At 63.1% G+C, this 19,165-nt stretch carries 19 protein-coding genes and 2 pseudogenes; 4 read left to right on the top strand and 17 right to left on the bottom strand.

Features of this window, described 5'->3' with window-relative positions:
- Positions 1-136: 136 nt before the first annotated feature.
- Together tnpC and tnpB are read right to left on the bottom strand one after the other, a co-directional pair.
- Positions 137-1,151: pseudogene (gene tnpC, locus AC3A6X_RS29690) on the bottom strand (IS66 family transposase); the annotation flags it as partial.
- A 64-nt stretch (positions 1,152-1,215) separates the two neighbouring features.
- Positions 1,216-1,533 (bottom strand): IS66 family insertion sequence element accessory protein TnpB, encoded by a 318-nt coding sequence (gene tnpB / locus AC3A6X_RS29685; RefSeq protein ID WP_487845528.1) that lies wholly within the window; start codon positions 1,531-1,533, stop codon positions 1,216-1,218.
- Between tnpB and AC3A6X_RS29680 the strand changes: the two are divergent.
- Positions 1,523-1,708, top strand: a pseudogene (locus tag AC3A6X_RS29680) (IS110 family transposase); the annotation flags it as partial. The gene tnpB and the pseudogene AC3A6X_RS29680 sit on opposite strands and share 11 nt — an antisense overlap.
- Before the next feature lie 117 nt (positions 1,709-1,825).
- On the opposite strand, the gene AC3A6X_RS29675 reads toward AC3A6X_RS29680, so the two are convergent.
- Entirely contained in the window at positions 1,826-2,017 is a 192-nt protein-coding gene (locus AC3A6X_RS29675) for a hypothetical protein (protein WP_487845581.1), read from the bottom strand.
- Positions 2,018-2,402: 385 nt separating this feature from the next.
- On the opposite strand from AC3A6X_RS29675, the gene AC3A6X_RS29670 reads away from it, so the two are divergent.
- Complete coding sequence (locus AC3A6X_RS29670) at positions 2,403-3,299, top strand: tyrosine-type recombinase/integrase (RefSeq protein ID WP_487845527.1); 897 nt, start codon at positions 2,403-2,405, stop codon at positions 3,297-3,299.
- A 125-nt stretch (positions 3,300-3,424) separates the two neighbouring features.
- Positions 3,425-3,952 (top strand): H-NS family nucleoid-associated regulatory protein, encoded by a 528-nt coding sequence (locus AC3A6X_RS29665; protein ID WP_487845526.1) that lies wholly within the window; start codon positions 3,425-3,427, stop codon positions 3,950-3,952.
- Between the two features lie 281 nt (positions 3,953-4,233).
- Here the strand turns inward: AC3A6X_RS29665 and AC3A6X_RS29660 are convergent, their stop codons facing one another.
- The 13 genes from AC3A6X_RS29660 to AC3A6X_RS29600 all read right to left on the bottom strand — a co-directional run bounded on the left by AC3A6X_RS29660 (position 4,234) and on the right by AC3A6X_RS29600 (position 16,879).
- Entirely contained in the window at positions 4,234-5,478 is a 1,245-nt protein-coding gene (locus AC3A6X_RS29660; protein ID WP_487845525.1) for an IS4 family transposase, read from the bottom strand.
- Positions 5,479-6,211: 733 nt separating this feature from the next.
- Positions 6,212-6,745, bottom strand: a complete 534-nt coding sequence (locus AC3A6X_RS29655) for a single-stranded DNA-binding protein (RefSeq protein WP_487845524.1) — start codon at positions 6,743-6,745, stop codon at positions 6,212-6,214.
- A gap of 64 nt (positions 6,746-6,809) precedes the next feature.
- Positions 6,810-7,880 (bottom strand): P-type DNA transfer ATPase VirB11, encoded by a 1,071-nt coding sequence (gene virB11, locus AC3A6X_RS29650; RefSeq protein ID WP_487845523.1) that lies wholly within the window; start codon positions 7,878-7,880, stop codon positions 6,810-6,812.
- A gap of 2 nt (positions 7,881-7,882) precedes the next feature.
- A complete protein-coding gene (locus AC3A6X_RS29645) occupies positions 7,883-9,112 on the bottom strand; it encodes a TrbI/VirB10 family protein (protein WP_487845522.1) in 1,230 nt (409 codons plus the stop codon).
- A 3-nt stretch (positions 9,113-9,115) separates the two neighbouring features.
- A complete protein-coding gene (locus AC3A6X_RS29640) occupies positions 9,116-9,940 on the bottom strand; it encodes a TrbG/VirB9 family P-type conjugative transfer protein (RefSeq protein WP_487845521.1) in 825 nt (274 codons plus the stop codon).
- Complete coding sequence (locus AC3A6X_RS29635; RefSeq protein WP_487845520.1) at positions 9,937-10,743, bottom strand: VirB8 family type IV secretion system protein; 807 nt, start codon at positions 10,741-10,743, stop codon at positions 9,937-9,939. Before AC3A6X_RS29635 ends, AC3A6X_RS29640 begins: the two co-directional genes overlap by 4 nt.
- Entirely contained in the window at positions 10,740-10,877 is a 138-nt protein-coding gene (locus AC3A6X_RS29630; protein ID WP_487845519.1) for a hypothetical protein, read from the bottom strand. Before AC3A6X_RS29630 ends, AC3A6X_RS29635 begins: the two co-directional genes overlap by 4 nt.
- Before the next feature lie 10 nt (positions 10,878-10,887).
- On the bottom strand, positions 10,888-11,838 hold the full coding sequence (locus AC3A6X_RS29625) for a TrbL/VirB6 family protein (RefSeq protein ID WP_487845518.1): 951 nt from the start codon (positions 11,836-11,838) through the stop codon (positions 10,888-10,890).
- Between the two features lie 23 nt (positions 11,839-11,861).
- The gene (locus tag AC3A6X_RS29620) at positions 11,862-12,119 is read right to left on the bottom strand and encodes a hypothetical protein (RefSeq protein WP_487845517.1); all 258 of its coding nucleotides are present in this window, start codon (positions 12,117-12,119) and stop codon (positions 11,862-11,864) included.
- A 2-nt stretch (positions 12,120-12,121) separates the two neighbouring features.
- A complete protein-coding gene (virB5, locus tag AC3A6X_RS29615; protein WP_487845516.1) occupies positions 12,122-12,844 on the bottom strand; it encodes a P-type DNA transfer protein VirB5 in 723 nt (240 codons plus the stop codon).
- On the bottom strand, positions 12,844-15,567 hold the full coding sequence (locus AC3A6X_RS29610; RefSeq protein ID WP_487845515.1) for a VirB4 family type IV secretion/conjugal transfer ATPase: 2,724 nt from the start codon (positions 15,565-15,567) through the stop codon (positions 12,844-12,846). The genes virB5 and AC3A6X_RS29610 overlap by 1 nt, the downstream gene beginning before the upstream one ends.
- Before the next feature lie 139 nt (positions 15,568-15,706).
- The gene (locus tag AC3A6X_RS29605) at positions 15,707-16,081 is read right to left on the bottom strand and encodes a hypothetical protein (RefSeq protein WP_487845514.1); all 375 of its coding nucleotides are present in this window, start codon (positions 16,079-16,081) and stop codon (positions 15,707-15,709) included.
- A gap of 48 nt (positions 16,082-16,129) precedes the next feature.
- Positions 16,130-16,879 carry a lytic transglycosylase domain-containing protein gene (locus AC3A6X_RS29600; protein WP_487845513.1) on the bottom strand — a complete coding sequence of 250 codons (750 nt, stop codon included), beginning with the start codon at positions 16,877-16,879 and terminating at the stop codon, positions 16,130-16,132.
- 119 nt (positions 16,880-16,998) lie between these two features.
- Here AC3A6X_RS29600 and AC3A6X_RS29595 point away from each other — a divergent pair, with 119 nt between their 5' ends.
- Entirely contained in the window at positions 16,999-17,862 is an 864-nt protein-coding gene (locus tag AC3A6X_RS29595; protein WP_487845512.1) for a helix-turn-helix domain-containing protein, read from the top strand.
- Between the two features lie 307 nt (positions 17,863-18,169).
- Here AC3A6X_RS29595 and AC3A6X_RS29590 read toward each other — a convergent pair whose 3' ends face one another.
- Positions 18,170-19,123 carry a Bug family tripartite tricarboxylate transporter substrate binding protein gene (locus tag AC3A6X_RS29590; RefSeq protein WP_487845511.1) on the bottom strand — a complete coding sequence of 318 codons (954 nt, stop codon included), beginning with the start codon at positions 19,121-19,123 and terminating at the stop codon, positions 18,170-18,172.
- Between the last annotated feature and the right edge of the window lie 42 nt (positions 19,124-19,165).

The following is a 19,165-nucleotide window of genomic DNA, read 5'->3' as shown; positions in this document are numbered from 1 at the left end:
GGAATGGCCGAAGCATCTTGGCGCAACCGTCATCGGAACGCTCAGCAGCGCTAAGAAGGTGGCGTACGCAGGGGCGCGCCGTATGCGCACAAGCTGTCGTTCATCTCTCGCCGACCAGGCGGCCGTGGTTGATCCATAGCTCGTGGAACTTGCGCCGCGCGTGCGCCATGCACCCAACCTCGGTCACTCCGAGCTCGAAGCAGGCCTTGTAACCGCTGAAGTCGTCGGTCACGAGCTTGCCCTGTCAGCCAGGCTTGGCGGTGGTTCTGCTCAGCTTGAGGAAGTCACGTACGTGCTGTCCGCCCCGACCGTCCGCTAAGTCGAACACAATGCCCTGGGTCGGGTTGAACTGCGTCGTACAGTAGCTCCACAGGTACGCCCGGTGGGTCTTACCTGCTCCGGGCTTGAGCATCGCTACAGGCGTCTCATCGGCGTGCAACACGCCGTGTCGCAGCAGCTCTGCTGCCAGCGCGTCCACCAGCGGTTGCAGCTGCACGCCGCACTCACCCACCCACTGTGCCAACGTCGAGCGGGCGATGACGTGGCCCGCACGCTCGAAGATCGCTTCCTGCCGGTAGAGCGGGCAGATGGTCCAGGTACTTGGCCACCAGCATCTGCGCCAGCAGGCCAGCGGTGGGTACTCCTTTGTCGATGACGTGAGCGGGCACCGGCGCCTGGGTGATCTTCTCGCAGCACCTGCACACCCACTTGCCGCGGATGTGGCGCTCGACCGTAAACACGCCCGCCTGGTAATCCAGCTTCTCGGCCACGTCCTCGCCGATGCGCTGCAGCGGCTCGCCACACCCGCAGGTGGTGTTCTGCGGCTCGTGGTGGATCTCGCGGCGCGGCAGGTTCGCGGGCAGCTTCTCGCGCCTGGGCAGTTGCTTCTCAGCCGGCGCCCCCTTGGCTGCCTGCAGTGCTTCGATCTCCGCGGCGACGGCGGCCAGATCGGTATCCAGCGTCTCCTCAAGCAAGCTCTTCTGTTCGGCTTTGTAAGCCTCGCTCTTGGCGGCGAACTTCAGTCGCTTGAGGATCGCGTTCTCGTGTGTGAGCTTTTCGATGATCGACTTTTGGAACGCCAACCGTGCGTCGGCCTTGCGCAGCCTCTCGCGAAGCTCCTGCGGGTCCAGCGTGTCGATGTCGTCGGCGATGACGGACCGTGATCGTCCCGGCGATCGCGCTAGCGCACTATGGGCAGATACCGCAATGGACGCGCTACAGCGTGGTGATTACACCGGCCTCACCGACGAGCTGCCAGGGCAGTCCCAGCACCAGCGCATCGAACTGCGGCCGGCTCAGTGTCAGCGTCCCGTCGATGTTCTTGGGCCAGGCGAACTTGCCGCCGTTCAGCCGCCTTGCTGCCAGCCACACACCGATGCCGTCGTGCACGAGGACCTTCATGCGGTTGGCACGCCGGTTGGCGAATACGAAGGGACTTCCCACTTCTGGTGGCCTACGGCATCTGAGTGCCAAGATTGGCTTGTGGAAGGTCAATCTGCAACCACTTGGAAGGAGAAGTCCCGTGAGCAACATTGCACGAGTCGGCATCGATCTGGCCAAGAATGTCATCCAGATTCACGCCGTAGACGCGGCTGGCCGAGTGATCACAAACCGAGCAATCAATCGCGATAAGTTTCTGCTGTGGTGCGCTGACTTGCCTGCCGGTTGCCTGGTCGCCATGGAGTCTTGCGGGGGCTCGCATCACTGGCCTTCGGCGGGCACACCTACTGGAGCCCGTGAGCCAGCCGCGAGGGATGTCAAGCTACTCGCTCAGACCTTGGCAGAGAGGATGAACTTGAGTTTGCCTTGGCGAGAACTGACGAACTCAAGTGATCCGCACGAACATGACGGCAAGTGCTCTCCCCACGTCCTTGCAGCCGATCGGCAAGCGAGTCGGCGGGGGCCGGCGAGCGTCGAACAGGCGCGCGCGGCCAGCGTGGATCGCGAGCCATGCTCGGTAGAGCATGCCGTCGGATCTTGAGGGGACATCGATGAACATGACGCGGCTCTTCATCATGTTCGCTGCCCTCCTCTCAGGCCGGCTAGGTCCGAGCCCCGACTGACTGTTTGCGCATTTATTAGCTTGTTCGCGCATTTATTGACCTAGAACAAGGAGTCCCTTGATGTTTTCGTCTCGATCTCAGCCGCAGAAGTCAAATACACTAACGGCTCTCCATTCTTCCAGGGCCCAATCACTCCCACCACGCGATCCCTTCCCCACGATTCACTTCCTCGCTCTCCAATAACGTCGGTCGCCGTTAGCGTATTTATTGATGCTCACGCTTTCGCTCTTTGAAGAAGCTCCAGCCGCCAGCCACCGCCTTGCGTTCGAGCGTTGGCTGTCGGACCAGCAGGCCACCGGGTCCTTGCGGCAGACCTCCTCCATCGAGGTCTACCGCGACATGTGGGGCAGCTTCACGGCCTGGTGTCTCGGGCAATCCCCGGCGGTGTCGCTAGCGTCTCTCGATGTCCGCGACCTGCAGGCCTTCCAGGCGGCCCGCTTCGGCATGAAAAGCGCCGACCTGTCGCTCTCCCCACGCCACGCGCTGCGCCTGCTGCGGCTGATCGACCGCGTGTTGCGCCACCATGCCGCCGAGACCGGCAATCCGGTGAACACGGCAGCCAGCGACTGGATCGATGCCCACCCGGAGATCCGCTACGCCGAGGCCGCGCAGGCCGATCCCTTGCCGGAGTTCTTGTCGGTGGCCGAGGCCCGGCACCTGATCACGTTTCTCTCCAATGCGCGCCCTCGGCCGGGCCTTTCGGACTCACGCCGCGACAGCCATCTGGCCTTCACCTGGCAGCAGCTGCGCAATCGAGTGGCCGTCGCGTTGCAATTGGGCGGCGGCCTGGCGCCGGGCGACGTGCGGGTGCTGACCGTCGATGCACCGACATCGCATGGCGGCCGCGTGCGCGAGCGGCCATGGAAAGTGGCCGTTCCTGGCAATGGCAACTCGCCGGCGCGCGAGACGCCCATCGCCCCTTGGGCGGGCGAGCTGCTGCAGCATTGGCTGCAGGTCCGCACGGAGGCTTGCATCCTGGGCAACTTCCTTTTCCCGTCGACGCGCAGCGGCAAGCCTTGGAGCAAGGAGTCGCAATACAAGGCCGCCAAACAGGTGCTGGAAGAAGCAGGGCTGGACTCCAGCGACGGCGGATCGTTCCGGCTGCGGCATACCTTCGCATTGCGGCAGCTGCGGCGCGGGACGGACTCCGATCAGGTGGCACGTTGGCTGGGGGTGGAGCCAGAAGCCATGGGCAAATACCGCAGAGTCGTGAGCAGTCCCGAAGATGTGGTTTAGCCCCTGCGGCCCCCTGTCCAGTACGCCAATTCATCAGTCGCATAGGCGTGCTGCGAATGGAGTAAATCTGCTTCCAATTGGCGAAAGAGTAAAGTCGGGCTTCTGTTCATTCAATGGAAGTATCCATGGCGCAAACGTATCAGCAGATCCAGAAGCAGATCGAACAGCTTCAACGACAGGCAGAAGTTCTCCGAGACAGTGAGGTCAAAGGTGTCGTCGACCGGATCAAGGTGGCCATTGCGCACTACGGCCTGACGGCTGCACAGCTGGGACTTGGCACGAGCAAGACGGTCGCGAAGCCGAAGAAGATCGGGAAATCTGCGGGCAAGTCCGGTGCGAAGTTCAGCGACGGCAATGGCAACGCCTGGTCCGGCCGCGGACCGCGCCCTCTCTGGCTTCGTGACGCCCTGGGAGCGGGTCGGTCCATCGAGGAGTTCAGAGTGGGATCGCGCAGGGGGTCGAAGTCCTCTGCGTCGGAGTCCGGCGAGGCGACAGCACCTCTTGCTGTCCGCGCGCGCAAGAAGGCGAAGCGCACCGCGAAGAGCCGCTACGAAGATGGCGCGGGCAATTCCTGGAGCGGGTTCGGGCCCAAGCCCAAATGGCTGAAGGCCGCACTGGACGCCGGAAAGTCATTGGAAGACCTGGCCAAATAGAGCCGCCGTCGAGCCCCGGCCAAGACACAATACTGTTCGTTTAAAGTGCAAATTCTCCCCCGGGATTTGTTGGTGACCATGGCGACGGACGTGATCGCTTGGCCCTTTGCAAAGGTGCACCTGGTGGCCCAGAGAACCCGCAGGGCGTGAAGCAGACGGGAACGCGAGTCGCGAGGTTGCGGCTGTGACCCGAGTACGGTGATGTGCGGCGTTTGACCATGCGCGGGGAGCGTCGATTGATGGTCCTCGTTGCGCGGATGCAGCCACTGGCCTGTAGCAATTCACGGAACCAGCGTCGTCTTTTTATGGGCCTCGCTGGGGGGAAAGGCCCCGGAGTGGGGCTGCGTACGCCTGAGTAGATCCACGTGTCCCTTGAAGGATAACTCGGCGTGAGGTATTCGGTGGCTGGAGGCTCCTTGATGCAACAGCCATCTCACCGAGTAGTGCGCGAGCACCCAGCCATAGAACTCTTGTCGCACCAGCTCCGGTGTCTTACTTCGAAGCACTCGCCGGCTCTGCCGCAAATGCGTCTTGAGTTCATCGAATACGGACTCTATCTCCCAGCGCTGGTGATACAGCGCTGCCAGCTCCATGGCGGGCGCTAGCTGCGGATCCAACAACGTCGTCAGAAGACGGTAGCGCGGCTGCGCGTCGTCCAAGCCCGGCAACTCATAGTCGATCACGCGCACCGTGATGGCCTGCTGGTCGGCCTCCGCTCGGGTGACATGGCTGGGACGGATGACACTGAGGAACGACCCATCGTCGAGCACGCGTTGGACCGGCATCTTCCAGGTGCTCCCGCATCGCCATAGCAAGTCTGCTCCCATGGCCTTCGCCTGGCGCCAGTGCTCAAATGAGTTGAAACCTCGGTCGGCCATGCAAAGCATGCCCGGCTCGAGACGCGGCAGCAACGCGGCCGCGAGCCCTCGTTCGCCATCGCAAAAGGCCCCGATGTTGGCGCCGAGGATGGCGTGTGTAGCGCACTCGATCAATACGGCGCAGCGAGCCTGTGGGAAGCCGGCATGACCGGCGGTGACGGCACTGCTGCTCGGGTAGCCGAAAACCCGGGCGTTGTCGGCCTCATCGGGAAGCTCGAACGTGCTGCCGTCAATCGCCACGAGTCGCAGGTCGGCAAAGAAAGCTTGCGGATGATCCTGAGCGTTGGCCAGAGGCACGCAGCAGCGTTTGACCAAGTCACTCAAAGGAGCCGAGCCGATGCGGCTGCGCAACGAGCTGATGGAGGATTTGGCAACAAGCGCAGGCTGCGCGGCTCCACTGGCCCAGGCCAGCCCCTGGGAGACGACGGCGAAGACCTCTTCGTAGGCCGCCTCGGGATACAGGCTCAAGGCGATGCAGTAGTACACCCCGGCCACCGCTGGAAAGCTGCGAATGCGTTGACTGTTGCAACCGTGCTCGTCCAGAACAGCGTGCACGACATCGGCGGGCACCACCCGGGCCAGCAAACTGGCCGCCAAGAAATCACTCAGCCGGGCACCCGCGCCCAACACCGCCTTTGTCCGTGCCATGCCTCGTCCGTCGTCGAGTTGCCACGACGGTGATTGTAGGTGGATTCATTCTAATCGAACAGTATTGGGCCAAGACACGATACAGCCGGGTGCTTCCGGACCAGCCTCAACGGAGAGGTCTGGTCAACGGTGCCGCCCAGGTGTGCCCCGTTTCGCTGTTTATCGCGCTCGTGCACGTGTCGCCGGCGTCTCGCGCACGGTCTGAGGTTGCTGCGATCTTGCGCTGTTTTGAGGTTGAGCCGCTCGGCCGGGGTTGTTCGCCAGGAGGCTTGATCTTCCGAGTGCATAGCGCGTAGGCGAAGCAGGACCACCCACCCGCGGGATCGCCGCCTGTTGCGCCTGCTCGCCTTCGAACGTTTGCACGATGCGCGCGCCCTTTCCAGCGTAGTCCCCGTCCTCGGCCCCTCTGCGACGCGCATCACGCAAGGCCTCTTGTGCGGCCAGGGGTTGCCTCCAGCCTTGCCGACCCCGGGTCTCGCTGTACGTCATTCGATCCGCGCCGTCGACGACGGAGACGCGTTCGACGGACTGGGTGCGAACCGATTCTCGAGTCGCGAGCCCGGCGTCCGATGTCGAACCGGCTATAACTCGGGCTTTCTCCCGAGCCTCTCGCTCCAGGCTGGCTCGAAACAGGTTCCTTGCCAGAGCCGCCGATGGCTCATCCCTGGTGCCCGCACGATTCGATGGGCGACCGAGGTCACCGGTCGGCTGAAGCTGCGCGGCAGGGGCGGCGTCAAGTTGTCTCGGCATGCGAAGCGGGAGTTGCACGACCGTTCAGTTCACCCACACGATCATCGTCGCCCATCATCGTGGTGCGCACCGTACTCAACATCGCCGCCAGGTCCGCCAGCGATACATCCGTTCGAAGGCCCAGGGCGACGTCCTTGAGTAACTTTTCGATCGACGCGATGCCTTTGGCAGCCGACACGATCGGATCGGCTCTGGGCGCCTTTCTGAGCATCTTCAGCTCGTCGACGCGGATCTCAGAGCCTCGCTGCTCCTTGCCATCCTTGTCCGTCCATCGGGTCGTGCGTTGTCGGCCTTCCACATAAACCTCGCTGCCCTTCGTTAGGAATTCCAGCGCAATCTCCGCGAGTCGGTCGTAGCAGACCAATTGGTGCCACTCGGTGTGCTCGACCAGCTCGCCGGACGTGCGATCGGTCCAGTACTCGTTGGTGGCCAGGCTGAAGTTGGCATAGGTTCCTGTCCCGCCGCGACCTCCCTCAGGATCTCGGCCGAGCCGTCCGATCAGTTGCGTTCGATTCATTGCCCGCTCCTTCGCTCAATGACAGCCGACTGCTGCGGCCCTCGCGCCTGCGCTAAATGACAGCTCACCTCACGACCGACAGCGCATACATCGGGTCGTAGTAGATCGCCGGCACATGCCGGCCCCGTTCGCGATCGAACACCAGTTGCACGACCACGTGCACCAACGTGTGCAGCAGCCGCATGATCTCGTCCAGCGCCAGGCTCCGGCCCTCGTCCGAGGCCTTGATCAGCAACGCAACGCGAACGAACGCCTCCTGCGTCGAATTCGCGTGAACGGTCGTGATGCCGCCGGGGTGTCCCGAGTTGAGAACGTTCTGGACGTAGTAGAACGTCTCGTCGCCACGCAGTTCGGCCAAGAGCACCCGATTCGGCGTCTTGCGCATGACTGCTTGCAGCACTTGCTTGGCCGTCGCGCCGACGACGCGCTTGCCCGCATGACCATCGCGGCGATAGAACAAGGCCTGCGAGTTCGGATGATTACGCAGTGGCATCTCCGGGGTGTCCTCGACGGTGATCAGGCGTTCCCAGCTCGGAATGATCTCGATGAGCGCGCGAATGAAGGATGTCTTGCCGCTGCCGGTGGCACCGGAGACGATCATGTTTTGGTGACTGCGAACCGCCTTGTCGAGGAACGCCGGCCAATCGCCGGCGCGCACCAGATTCCATAGCTCAACCTGGTCCGGCTCGAGTTGATCGAGGAGCTTGGTGCGCTCCTCGTCGGACAACGTGGCCGAGTGAACATGTCGCGTGCGCTCGAAGTACCCTTGCTCGACAAACTGCGGCAGCTCGAACGACTGGCTCGTGTGCTTGCGCAGGTTGAGATAGATCATCCCGCGCGCCGCCGTTGGCGGCATCGTCATCTCGATGCGCTCGCCACCTGGTAGATACGCCGACAGGATCGGATCGCTTTCGTCGAAAGGCTTCTGCGAAATGTTGGCCAGGAAGTTGCCCAGCGCCTGGAGGTATTCGAAGGTGATCATGGGCGCGTCGACCAGCTCCCACACGCCCCTCTTCCAGAGCTGCACGACACCGGGCGCGTTCACCGCCACTTCGTTCACACCCGGATCGGCCAGCCAGCCCTCGAGGGCGCGAAGGTGCGCCAGGATGGAGACGTACTTGTCGGAAGCACCCATGATCAGTTCGTTCCCGTAGCAGGACGGAGTTCGTAGACCGTGGAGAAGTCGACATCGCGCGCCACGAAAATCTTGATGATCTCGCCCTGGTTCTTGTAGAGGCTGGGCCGGAGCTGACTGCCCTGCTTGAGCATCTCCTCGACGATCGTCTTCGTGGTACTGCCCGTGTTGTTGAACTGCGAGAGCGTGCCCTGCATACCGATGTTGAAGGTGTCGCCATTGCCGCTCGCGCGTTGCGCCGCCCGCGCGTCATCGCGCGCGATGTAGATCTGCTTGGCGTCCTCCAGGAGCGAGAAGAACACCGCGCCGGCGAAGCGCTCGAACCACTTGTTGTCCACGTAGCCGGAGGTCCCCGCCCGGCCCAGGGCATCCGTGCCCGGTGAGTTCAGCTGCACCGATACAAAGTTCGGCGTCACCGCGCGCGACCACAGCGTGAAGATCGCCTTCTGGCCAGCTTGCACGCCCTGCGCATATTCGCCCTCCATGGTGGTGCCGGCCTCCATCAGCACGACCTTGCCGTCCATGGACATGACCGGCGCGCTGAGGATGCATTTGAGGAATCCCGGTTGGTCGGTCAGGATGGCCGTGAGGAGCGTGCAGTCCGGCAGCGTCCCCTTGGCCAGGGTCATCGACGGGTTGCGGTTGATGGTGGCGCTGGTGCCAGGCGTGATCGTGGAGGACAGCGCGCCGGCCAGGGCGTTGGTTCCGCCCGGCGGCGTCGAGGCACCCGGCAGGCTGCCATTGGCCACGGCGGCACCGAGTTGTGCGACCGCCGCCGACGCCGGCTGCACAGCGGCAAGGCTGATCGCGCTCTTCCGCCGACGCTCCCGGACCCGATCTTCCTCGGACATGCCCGAGCCTTGCGCGGGCTGGGCGGCGTCGGGCTTCTTGTCGGGCTCTGGACAGTTCAGGCCGATGGGAAGCCGCAGGCCGCCCGGGCACTCGACATACGACGGCGGCGAGGGCGGCTGACCCAGCGCCAGCGGCACCTTCACCTCCGGGGCGGTCAGAGGCCGCGCGTCGGCCAGCCCCTTGGTCTCGGCCGGCGCCGGCGCGCCGAAGGCGCCAAAGTAATTGTTCTTGCTGGCGATCCCGAAAAGGATCAGCAGCGCTGCGACGGTGGAGGTCGCGACCAGGATCAGCTTCTGGCCGGGCGCGACAGCGCGCTTGCGCTCGACCAGACCCTCACGCTCCTGCTCGGCGACCGATTCTTCGTGTCTTTGTTCGAACATTCTTCAACCTCCCGGCTCGCGAATCGCGCGCTGGACCTTCCCGCTGGCCGTGCCTGTGGGCGATGACTGGATAGGCAGGCTCGGCGATCGATTCGTGACGCCCGCAACCAACGCGCCACGCCGCAGGATGATCCTCTGGGCGACCCGGTGCAGCACCATGGTGTCCTCCTCCACGTGGTAGTCCACCAGACTCTCGGTTCCGTCCGGCTCGATGACGAACGCAGCAGGCAAGGGATTGGCCGCCGAGAACAGCATGAAGGTCTGGCGCCCGTTGTCGTGCATGGACAGGGGCTGCAGCACCTGCGGGCCGACGATCCAGTAGTCGTAGTTCAAGTTGCCCTCGTAGCCCGACGACTTCAGGTCTGCCTTCATCTGCTTGCGCTCGGCCTCCTGCTCGGCCAGAGCCAAGCCTTCGGGCGTTGAGGCGTCCTGTTCCGGATACTGCAGTCGAACCCAGTAGGCCACGTTGCGCGCAGTGCGGCTGGTGGTCTTGAGCTGGAACAGGTACGAGCGTCGGTTCGTGAAGATGGTGAGATTGGTGTCGGCCTTGACGTCCTTGGGCTTGATGACGAACAGGTTGCCGTTGATGGCCGCATGCCAGGCATCGCGGTCCCCCATCGCGAAATCCTTGATCTCCTCCTTCTTGCTGAGCTCGATCGTGGTGACTATGCCCTCCGCGGCGGCGATGCGGATGACGTTGTCGCCGGTGAAGCGAACCGTCTGGATGCGCGCATCGCTGGCCGATGGGACGGTTCCTACCTCGGCACGGCCGGCCGTGGAAGCCAACAGCAACGACAACAGCGGCAGCGAAGCGGCCAGACGATTCATCGCGCCGCACCCTGGGGCATGCCGACGTTGGCCGGCGTGATGGCGCCTGCCGGTGACGGCGCTTGTCCTGATCCGCCGGCGGTCGAACCGGGGGGCGTCCCCAACACCTGCGGCACGCCCTCCGGGTCGCGACGGTAGTTCACCGCGCAGAAGCCGAAGGCGTTGATGTGCAGATCCTTGATCTGCCCCGGGATGTTTGCGCCGTCGTAGCGCACCGTCAGCGTAGAGATGTAGCGCGTGCGCACGGGCGGCGCCACCCCTCGGGTCACCGTCTTGTCGAAGCGCACCTGCGCGACACGCAGATCATCCTGGTCGGTCGGGAGGAACGTGACGTTCTGAATTTCCACGCGTTCCGAATCGGTCGGGCTCATCGTCTTCACCGGCGACTGCGCGTTGAGCTCGGGATTGAAGTAGTTCTCCCAATCGGTGCGCACCGGCCCGCAGGACATCAGGTAGGCCGTCTTGTAGTTCGACTCCGCCTCGCCACGCGTGAAACCCTCGCGGGCCAGCACATAGCGCGCGACGTCGGAGAGGACGATCTTCTGGTCGCGATCCCGGCCCACGTTGACGGACTCGCCCGGCGCCTGGACGTCGTAGGCGCCGGTGGCGTTGTCGACCCGGATGATGGCCGGCACGAACTGCTTGAGCGGCAGCAGCACCGTCACGCTGAGCACGCTCAAGCCGCTCAGAATGCCGCAGGCCCATGCGATCTTGGCATTGCGAGACGCCCGGCGCTCGAGATCGAGCCGCTGCTGGGTGTCCCAGTCGAGCGCCTGCGCGAAATACGTCTGCTTGTCCGTCACTTCGGCGCCTTCGACATCTGGGATGGGTTGATGGGCCGCTCTTCACCTGCCGGCCACCCGGGCGGCTTCGGCGCACCGCAGCCAGCAAGGCTGACCACCACAGCGAGCAAGAGCAGCTTGACGACCCAGTTCATGTCGACAGCCTCACTTAGAACTCGAGCGGCTCACGAGCGACCGCGCGTGTACAAGGTTCGTCAGCCCGGCGCCGAATGAGCCTCCACTGCCTCCAGTGAGCGAGGCGCACATGACGGGGATCTGCACGAACATGAAGAACATGGCCAGTGCGATCAGGAAGATGGGAATGCAAATAGCCGCAACATTCAGTCCCTCACCGCTTGCCCCAAGCAGTCGGGCCACCATCGAAAGAACACTCCCGCCCCCTACACCGCCAAGCGTGCTGTTCAACCTGGCCACGTAGCTGTGCAGGATGCCGATGAACATGAATATGAACAGCGCGGAGAACACCTGATAGAAGACGAAATAGAGAGCCGTGTTCAACCACGAGTAGAAGTAGTTGCGCGTCTGGGACAACACCAGGGCCAGAACAAAGAAGGGCCCGACGGCAAGAACCATGCTTAGGCCGAGCTTCGAGAAGATGACCGAGAACAGCGCCGCGGCCAGCAACAGGTAGACCGCCACGATAACGAGAACGCCCATGAGGAAGAGCGCTATCGCAGGACCGAAGGCGAGTTCCTTGATCAACTTGGTACCCGCGGTGAACATTGCCGACACCAGATCTACGACCTTTTCGTTCACTTGGCCCAACAAGTCGGGTGCACTTCCAGAGGTCGCGCTAAGAGCGCGCGTAAGCTCGGATGGCAGATCAAACAGAGGTTTTGCAACCCAGGAGAGGTACCCGTTTCCCATCACGTAAAGGACGATCATGAAGCCGACGAACTTCAGAAGCCAGTCCGTGATGGGCATGGCGACCTTGCCTTCGATGATCAAGTAGCACCAGATCAACATGCAGACTCCCAGCAACACCCAGGCGATCGGGATTACGTATCCGGAGATTCCTGCGGCGGCGCTTTCGTAGAACCCGCCCAAGGCTCGCTCGAAGTTGCTATAGATGTCACCGATGATGTTCTCGGCCACGGCTCACCTCCCCAGTTCCCGACTCAGAACCTGATGCCGATGGGCTTGGCGAGCTTGCGCACCTCATCCTGCGCTGCGCACGCTGACAAGCGCTTGCCGTTCTTCTCGACCTCGGCACTACAGGCGTTGTTCAGTTCGGTCAGCGGGCCCAGGTTTCCCTTGTCAGCCTCGGCGGCGACGTACTTCGGATCGAACTTCGGCGCTTCGACCGTCTCCTGTTTTGTGCAAGCTGCGAGCACGACAACGGCGATCGCCGGCAGAAATGCGAGTCTGAGTTTCATGGCTAGAACCTGATTCCACCGGCGGACCCGCGGGTCATGCCGGCATTGAAGTTGTCGATAGCGGATTGCTGCTGGAGGCGCCGATCCGCCTCCTCCATCGCCTGGATGGTCGAGAGCTTTATCTGCTCGTTCTGCATCCGGACGGTCTCCACTTGAATGCGCGCCTGCACCTCGTTGATAGCCTTCACATCTGTCGACGAATTGATCGAACCGACGAAGGTCTGGAGGTTGCGAATGTTCTCGGCAGCCTTGCGGTATCCCATGTCCCCGATCTGCTTCTGCAACGCAAGCTGCTGCCACTGCTGGGTGCAAGTCGCGCGCATCGTGGCGTCACTGTTCAGTTCCGCGCAGGATCGAAGCTGGTTGGCACGCACGATGTCATTCAACGAGCCGGAGATACCGGCGAACGACCCACCACCGCTCCTCAAGGCTTTCACCGAGCCGACGTAGTCCTGCGGCAGGTACTGCGTGAGCAGGTCGTTGTTCATGAGGCTGCCCAGGTTGCGCATTCCCTGCAGCGTGCCGTAGACCTGCCTCATCTGGTCGAGCTGGTCGCTCATTGAGCGCAGCTGCTCGGTCCATTTCATGATGGTCTCGATCTGGTTCATGGTCGCCGGGATGTCGCTCGTGACCGTGACAGGGATCTGAGCGCCGGCGCCGCCGGCCAGGCCGACGGAGACGACCACACCGAAGAGAAGGCGCTTCGCGCGCGCGAACAGCTTCATCACACTCTCCTTTTCAGAAACAGAGGGAGCCATTGGGCAGGCTCCGGCCCGACGTCGTCGATCGCCGCATGCATGATCTCAACGTTGTCGAGACTGGCGGACAGTACGGCGAGCATGTCGTCCATGCCGCTCAGATCCATCTTCGCAACGACCGACTCGGCGCCCTTCTTGAGCAGGAACTGGCCCGAGTTTTCCTCGGTGTGCTTGATCAGGTGGAACTCGCGCGGCGTGAGCTTCAGGCCGTCGATGTAGTCAGCGTGCTCCGCCTCGCCGTTGGGAAGCAGCAGCTGGGTCGGAAACTGCGACAGCAGCGTGCTGCCCAGCGGCGAGCGGCTGATGTCGCTGGGCTCCTGCGTGTCCAGCCCGATCACGCCGTCCTCCTTGCGGATGGTCTTGCCCTTGTTCTCGATGAAGGTCTGCATCAGTGGATCCTTCAGCGCCCGCCACGCTTCGGCGATGTCGATGATGTGCGGCGCGCCGGAGGCATGCTGAGCAATCTTGTGCGTCAGGTAGCGCAAGATCGGCGTGCGAGCCTCTTCGATGTCGAGGAAGTGGGTCATGTCAAAGCCGAAGGTATCGGCGCCCGTCAGATCGAACCGGTCCTCGGCGTTGTCAAGCACCCAGGCGAAGGCGCCGTCGTCGCACCAGCGTCCGAGCGCCTGGTACAGACTGCTCTCACGGTGGGTCGGAAGGGCATCCCGAACCCGCGCATAGCGACGCAACTTCGGCTCGAGCTGATAGACCTGCTTGATGCTGCGCAACAGGTCCTCCTCATCCTTGTGCGTCATGACGTACTTGCCGTCGAACTGCGCGTTCCAGGACATGATGCTCAGGATCACGGAAATGTTCTCCGGCGTCGGCGCCATCGAGAATGGATTCATTCCGGTCGGCTCGCCGCCGGCGATCCGGAAATAGCGCCCACCCATGGCGCGGATGCAGATCTCCTCGCCGTAGTCCTTATCGAAGCTGAAGATCTTCAGGGGTCGGCCACTCGCCATCTCCCGCTTGCGGGCCAGCAGACGCAGCGCGAGCTTAAGCACGGTCTTGCCGCCACCCGAGCGGCCGATGATCTTGTAGTTGCCCAGTTCCTTGCGGTGCGCCTTCGGGTGATCGTCCCGGCCGCGGTCACTGGACGCCTCGTCATGCCTCCCATCTTCTGCGGTGCGCCGCCCCGGAGGCTCGTCGTCATAGTCCAGCCGGATGCCCTGCTCCAGCAGCCGGTTGCGGCTGACGTGGAAATTGAAGAAGTATGGTCCGCCCGCCGCCGTTTTGAGGAGCGCGATCGGCGCGCCCCACTGGCTGCCCCATGCGTTGCCCCGCGGATGGTTGTGCATCGGGAAGAACTTGGAAAAGTTCTTGCTGCTGATCGGCATCGCACGGATGCGGCCGTACTTGAAGTTGCCCGGCAGCATGCTGAAGTAGGTGCAAATCAGCGCCCCACCCCGCTCCCGCGAAGTGTTCATGCTCTTCTGGTCGAGCACCGTAACCGCCGCGTTGACGTTCTGGTTCAGCTCCTTAATGCTGTCGCCATAGACGACCAGGATCAGCTCGTGCTCGAACATCGAGAACTTGCCCGCCTGCAGCTGGGTGCGTGCGGCCGCGACATCCTTCAACTGCTCCTCGTTGTCGCTCGTGGACTTGATCCTGTTGTACTGGGTCTTGAGGAGCGCGTCGGCCTTGTCGAAGGCCATGACGGTCACCGACTGGCTGAGCACGAACTCGAAAGACGCCGACAGCAGCCCTTCGAACACCTTGGAATCGAGCTGCTCCGCACGGTACGGCGCCACCAGTGTCAGGATCGCAGCGAAGCGCGATCCCGACGCCCCCTCGATCTCCACCGTCTCGGCGCCGAAGTTCAGCGCCGACGTCTGCAGGCTGTGGCTGAGCTCTTGCGCGCCGAGGCCGATGTGGCGCTCGGTATTGTTCAGGAGCCGACAATAGAACTCGGCGGTACGCGAGCAGAGCCTGCTGTCGAGATCGTAGGTGCCGAGGCGGCGCGGGTGGTAACGCCTGAGGCTCGCCATCAGTTGCGCCGAGAGCTTGGCCAGTTCGTCGCGCGAGCGCAGCCGCAGTTCCGTCATGCCCTCGCTGGAGCGCTTCGACAGCCGGATGCTGGCGCGATCCGCGCGATTGCCAGCCAGCCGGTGCACCGGCGAGACGAACAGCTGGTTGGTGAAGTGCAGCTCGCCCTCGAACTTCCTGCCGTACTGCCGGGCGAATTCGGCCGAGAGGCCGTTGTCGTAGCGAACCTTCGAAAGGTCGTAACGCACGCGCCGGCGCTCCAGGTGGGTCCACAGCGCCACATTCGGACTGCGCGCCACGTTGTTGATCGCCGAGAACCACTGCTGGTTGAGGTTGTCGAGTTCCCTGTGACCGAGCGTCTCGAACGAGAGCCCTTGCACCTCGATCGTCTGGGTCAGGTCACCTTCGTACGTGATGACCGTGTGATCGTCGATCTGCTGCGAGTACGGCAGGCAACTCGCGACGCTGCGCTCGGCCTTGGTGCTGGGGACCGCGGACATCAATGCACCTCGCGCCGGTTCAGATGCGGGCTGAAGCTCACGACACCGTCGCCGTGCGCGTTCCTGTTCTCGACGAACCAACGGTAGCGATAGTTCGCCACCAGGTCGCGCACCCAGAATGGGTTGTCGTTGGTCTTGAGGACCAGGACTAGGTGCAGTGGAAGCAAGAGGACCGTCCAGAACCCGAACAGGCGCATGCATAACAAGAGCAGCATGCATTCGGCCCCGAACACGGGCAGCGGCACATACGCCTGCAGAACCGGGGCCTGCGGCCCGCGGTAGATCACCGCGCGCTCGAGCGCCGGCTCCTCGTGGCTGGCATCGACCTCTGCCATCGTGTTCAGAGGTTCGAGATGCCGGAGGCCGAGCCGCCCACCATGTCCTTGACAAACTGGATGATGGCGACGATGCCGAAGGCCAGCGCAGTACCGAGCAAGGCCTGGAAGAAGATCTTCTTGGGATCGTCGCGACCCAGCCAGTTCCCGGTCACCCAGTTCAGCAGCGTGAACAGGCACGCGATGGCGCCGATCACCCCCACCACCCCGTAGAGGACGTTGAAGATGTTGACGCCTGCCTGCTTGAGGCTTTGCGCCATGGCTGGATTGGCGGCCAATGCCAGGGCTCCGAGTGGGGCCGCGATGCGCACGAATGCCGCTGCGCGTTGCACCTTCACATAGGTCTCGCTGGGCAACGAGCCGATGAACTGTTGAAGCATGAATCCCTCTCGATAGAAATGAAATGCTGATGAAGGGGCGCCAGTCGACTAGAAGCCTGTCTTGCTGGTGGCCTTCTCGAAGATGTCGCGTGCCTCGCCGGGACGCTTCGGTGCGTCCTGGTCGGCTGGCAATGCGGAGACGATCGACGCCGCTCGCGGTGCCGATGCCGCTGCGCGAGCGGGCGCTGCACCGGTGCCGAACTGCAACTGCGGCGGTGCGCTGCTCATGTATGCGAAGATCCGGCTCGCGTAGTCGTCGCTGATCGATCGGTCGACCCCGCCGGAGTTGTAGCCACGCAGCGCCGCCCAGATCGCCGCCATGCCGCTGTAGCCGGACGCGGAGGCGCGGTGATAGAAGTTCCAGAGGATCTTCTGACCCATGGCCAGGTTCTGGCATGGATCGAAGGCTTGCTCCCACGTGAGCCCGTACAGCGCGACGTTGCTGACGTGGATCTGCGCGAGCCCAACCGAGAACTTGCGCCCCGCCGCAATGAGGGACTTGGCTGTGGCGACCGCCTCTTCGGCGGTCGCCGGCTGCTTCACCGTCCCGTGCGCCCTGTCCATGCCGATCGCGAACGGCTGGCCTGCCGATTCGGTCCGCACGAGCGCCTGCATCAGCACCGGCGAAACCTGCGGCGCACATTGGTCCAGCAGGGCCGCGCTCAGTACCATTGCGTCTTCCCCGCGAGCGCGCCACGCGTGACCGAGCGCCAAATTGGGCTGGATGCTGAATTTGCAAACAAAAGCATTGTTTGAAGAAACATATTGTTGGCTGCAAACTGGTGTTCGCTCGTTCAAGGCGACTATCCAGGTTGTGTAGACGCCGTTTCGCGATCCATATGTATTGTTTGACAAGACTTTGCGCCATCGCTTTTTGCTCCGCAATTGAACTTACAAACTGAGACAAGTACCTGCGGATGAGTACCCCACAGCCCCCCGACGACGAATCGCATTCGCAAGCTGCCCAATTGGTGCGCGCACTGCTCGAACGGCACGGCATCCCCAAACACCGGCACTCCTCTTTCATCGGCGAGTTCTTCAACCTGTCGCGCGCGGCCGCGCACCAGCGTGTCAACAAGAGCACCGCCTGGACCCTTGACGAGTTCCAACAACTCGCGGACCGTTTCGGCGAGACGCTGGCCGAAGTGGTGGGCGCCACCACACCCCACAGCGGGACCGACGCGGTGCTGCGCGTGGGCGCCCTGCAGGTCGGCTGCCGCGTCTGGTTCGCGCGCGAGACCGACGACGCCTCCAGCGACGCGCTGGTGGCGATGCAGACCGCGGGTTCCTACGTGGTGGTGCCGGCCACTGCTGCGATGGGGCAGGACAGCCTGCGCATCGCCCGGCTCGAGATCGGCCATGGCAAGGCCGTCGTACCGCGCGTCGCGGTCTTCGACGATGAACGCGACGTGGCGAACGCGTTGTGCGCTCACCTGCGCAGCGTTGGCATCGACGCCGTCGCCTACTACACGGCAGAAGACCTTCTGGCCGACATCCCGCAGGGCCTCTTCGACGGCTACGTCATCGATTGGCTATTGCCCAACAACCAGACCGCGGTGCCGCTGCTGGCCGCCGTGCGGAACCAGCCCAAGCGCAGCGCGCTGGTGCTGCTCACCGGCAAGACGCGAAACGGCTCGGCCGATCCGGCCGAGGTCGCCGCGGCGGCGAGCAACTTCAAGGCGCAACTGGTCGAGAAACCGGTGCAGCCGCCTTTCCTTCTTTCCGCGCTCGTGACCGATGGGCTAGATGCCACTGGACGCGCAGCCTCTCCACCGGCTTGACCAGAACCTGATCGAACGGGTCGTCCTCGATCTCGGGGCGCGTCGCCGTGATGGCCACGAGGTAGGCGTGATGGTTGTCGAACGGCAGCTATCAAGCATGGGCGGACAGCCGGATCGGGCCCTGAGCGGAAGTTCAGCTCATGTCGAAAGCAGTCCTTCGGGCAAAAACGAATCGGCTGGCCGACTGGTTGGCTTTGGTCCGATCGCTTCGCCGTCCACATCGGCGATAGAGCCGGCATGCTGGAGAAGAGCTCGAGTTCAATGACCTCCGGCTGCTGCAGAAAGAAGATGACTGTCGCGCCCCTCTTCACTGCTTCTCAATCTTGGCCGAATCGGCGACTTGGCCCCAAAGCCGTGAGTTCTCTCGCAGCAATTTGGTGAACTCATCACCGCTCAGAACGTTCGGAACCGAGCCGATGCTCTCAGCGAATTCCTGGACGTCCTTGCTCGCCATTGCCGTCACAATCTCCTTCTGAAGCTTGGCAACAACTGGCGCAGGTGTGCCCTTTGGGGTCCATAGGCCCGTGAAGTTAACGACGCTATAGCTTTTGAATCCGGCCTCAGCGAAAGTCGGCACGTCGGGCAGTGCCTTCAGGCGTTTGGCGCCGCTGATTGCCAGAAGGCGGACCTTGCCTCCCTGGACCTGGCTGATGACACCTGCCGTCGACGCCAACTGGAAATCAATCTGATGTCCCAGCAGCGCCATCGTTGCTTCCCCGTTGCCCTTGAAGGGGACGTGCGTCGCCTCGAAGCCCGCTGCAGCCTTCAGCGCCTCGGTTCCGAAGTGGGGCATGGTTCCAGCGCCACCGGTGCCGTAGTTCAGTTTGCCGGGGTTGGCCTTCGCGTACGTGACAAGGTCCGCCAGCGTCTTGAACTTCGAATCGCTGGCCACGACTACAGCCACCGGGGCGAAGTTGAATGCTGCGATTGGTATCAGGTCGTTGTCATAGTCCCACGGCAGTTTGTTGAATACGTACGGCAGGATGGAATAGGTCAAATCGTTCGCCACCAAGGTGTAGCCATCCGGTGCTGACCGCACGACTTGACCGATGCCGATGGTGCCGGTTCCCCCCGGCTTGTTGTCGACATAGAAGCTTTGTCCGGTTTGTTCAGTCAGCTTTTGCGCGACGCGGCGTGTGACTTGGTCCACCGCGCCACCGGGGGGATAGGGCACGACGACCTTGACCGCCTTTGTCGGGTAGGTGTCGGCGGCTTGAGCCGAGACGTGTACAACCAGGGCGGCAACAATGGCAAGCCCCACATTCGACGCAAGCGATGGTGCCTTTTGACATGTATCTCTCCA

It is taken from the genome of Variovorax sp. Soil_C_12 (genome assembly GCF_057657375.1).
This window is presented reverse-complemented; position numbering and strand designations above follow the sequence as displayed.

What these genes read in the sequence shown, in the direction of transcription:
- AC3A6X_RS29670 (WP_487845527.1), top strand. Translation starts at nt 2,403, where the DNA reads ATGTGGGGCAGCTTCACGGCCTGGTGTCTCGGGCAATCCCCGGCGGTG.
- tnpB (WP_487845528.1), bottom strand. Translation starts at nt 1,533, where the DNA reads ATGTTGCTCACGGGACTTCTCCTTCCAAGTGGTTGCAGATTGACCTTC.
- AC3A6X_RS29595 (WP_487845512.1), top strand. Translation starts at nt 16,999, where the DNA reads ATGAGTACCCCACAGCCCCCCGACGACGAATCGCATTCGCAAGCTGCC.
- AC3A6X_RS29665 (WP_487845526.1), top strand. Translation starts at nt 3,425, where the DNA reads ATGGCGCAAACGTATCAGCAGATCCAGAAGCAGATCGAACAGCTTCAA.
- AC3A6X_RS29605 (WP_487845514.1), bottom strand. Translation starts at nt 16,081, where the DNA reads ATGCTTCAACAGTTCATCGGCTCGTTGCCCAGCGAGACCTATGTGAAG.
- AC3A6X_RS29640 (WP_487845521.1), bottom strand. Translation starts at nt 9,940, where the DNA reads ATGAATCGTCTGGCCGCTTCGCTGCCGCTGTTGTCGTTGCTGTTGGCT.
- AC3A6X_RS29675 (WP_487845581.1), bottom strand. Translation starts at nt 2,017, where the DNA reads ATGATGAAGAGCCGCGTCATGTTCATCGATGTCCCCTCAAGATCCGAC.
- AC3A6X_RS29660 (WP_487845525.1), bottom strand. Translation starts at nt 5,478, where the DNA reads ATGGCACGGACAAAGGCGGTGTTGGGCGCGGGTGCCCGGCTGAGTGAT.
- AC3A6X_RS29620 (WP_487845517.1), bottom strand. Translation starts at nt 12,119, where the DNA reads ATGAAACTCAGACTCGCATTTCTGCCGGCGATCGCCGTTGTCGTGCTC.
- virB11 (WP_487845523.1), bottom strand. Translation starts at nt 7,880, where the DNA reads ATGGGTGCTTCCGACAAGTACGTCTCCATCCTGGCGCACCTTCGCGCC.
- AC3A6X_RS29610 (WP_487845515.1), bottom strand. Translation starts at nt 15,567, where the DNA reads ATGCATGCGCCTGTTCGGGTTCTGGACGGTCCTCTTGCTTCCACTGCA.
- AC3A6X_RS29655 (WP_487845524.1), bottom strand. Translation starts at nt 6,745, where the DNA reads ATGAATCGAACGCAACTGATCGGACGGCTCGGCCGAGATCCTGAGGGA.
- virB5 (WP_487845516.1), bottom strand. Translation starts at nt 12,844, where the DNA reads ATGAAGCTGTTCGCGCGCGCGAAGCGCCTTCTCTTCGGTGTGGTCGTC.
- AC3A6X_RS29645 (WP_487845522.1), bottom strand. Translation starts at nt 9,112, where the DNA reads ATGTTCGAACAAAGACACGAAGAATCGGTCGCCGAGCAGGAGCGTGAG.
- AC3A6X_RS29630 (WP_487845519.1), bottom strand. Translation starts at nt 10,877, where the DNA reads ATGAACTGGGTCGTCAAGCTGCTCTTGCTCGCTGTGGTGGTCAGCCTT.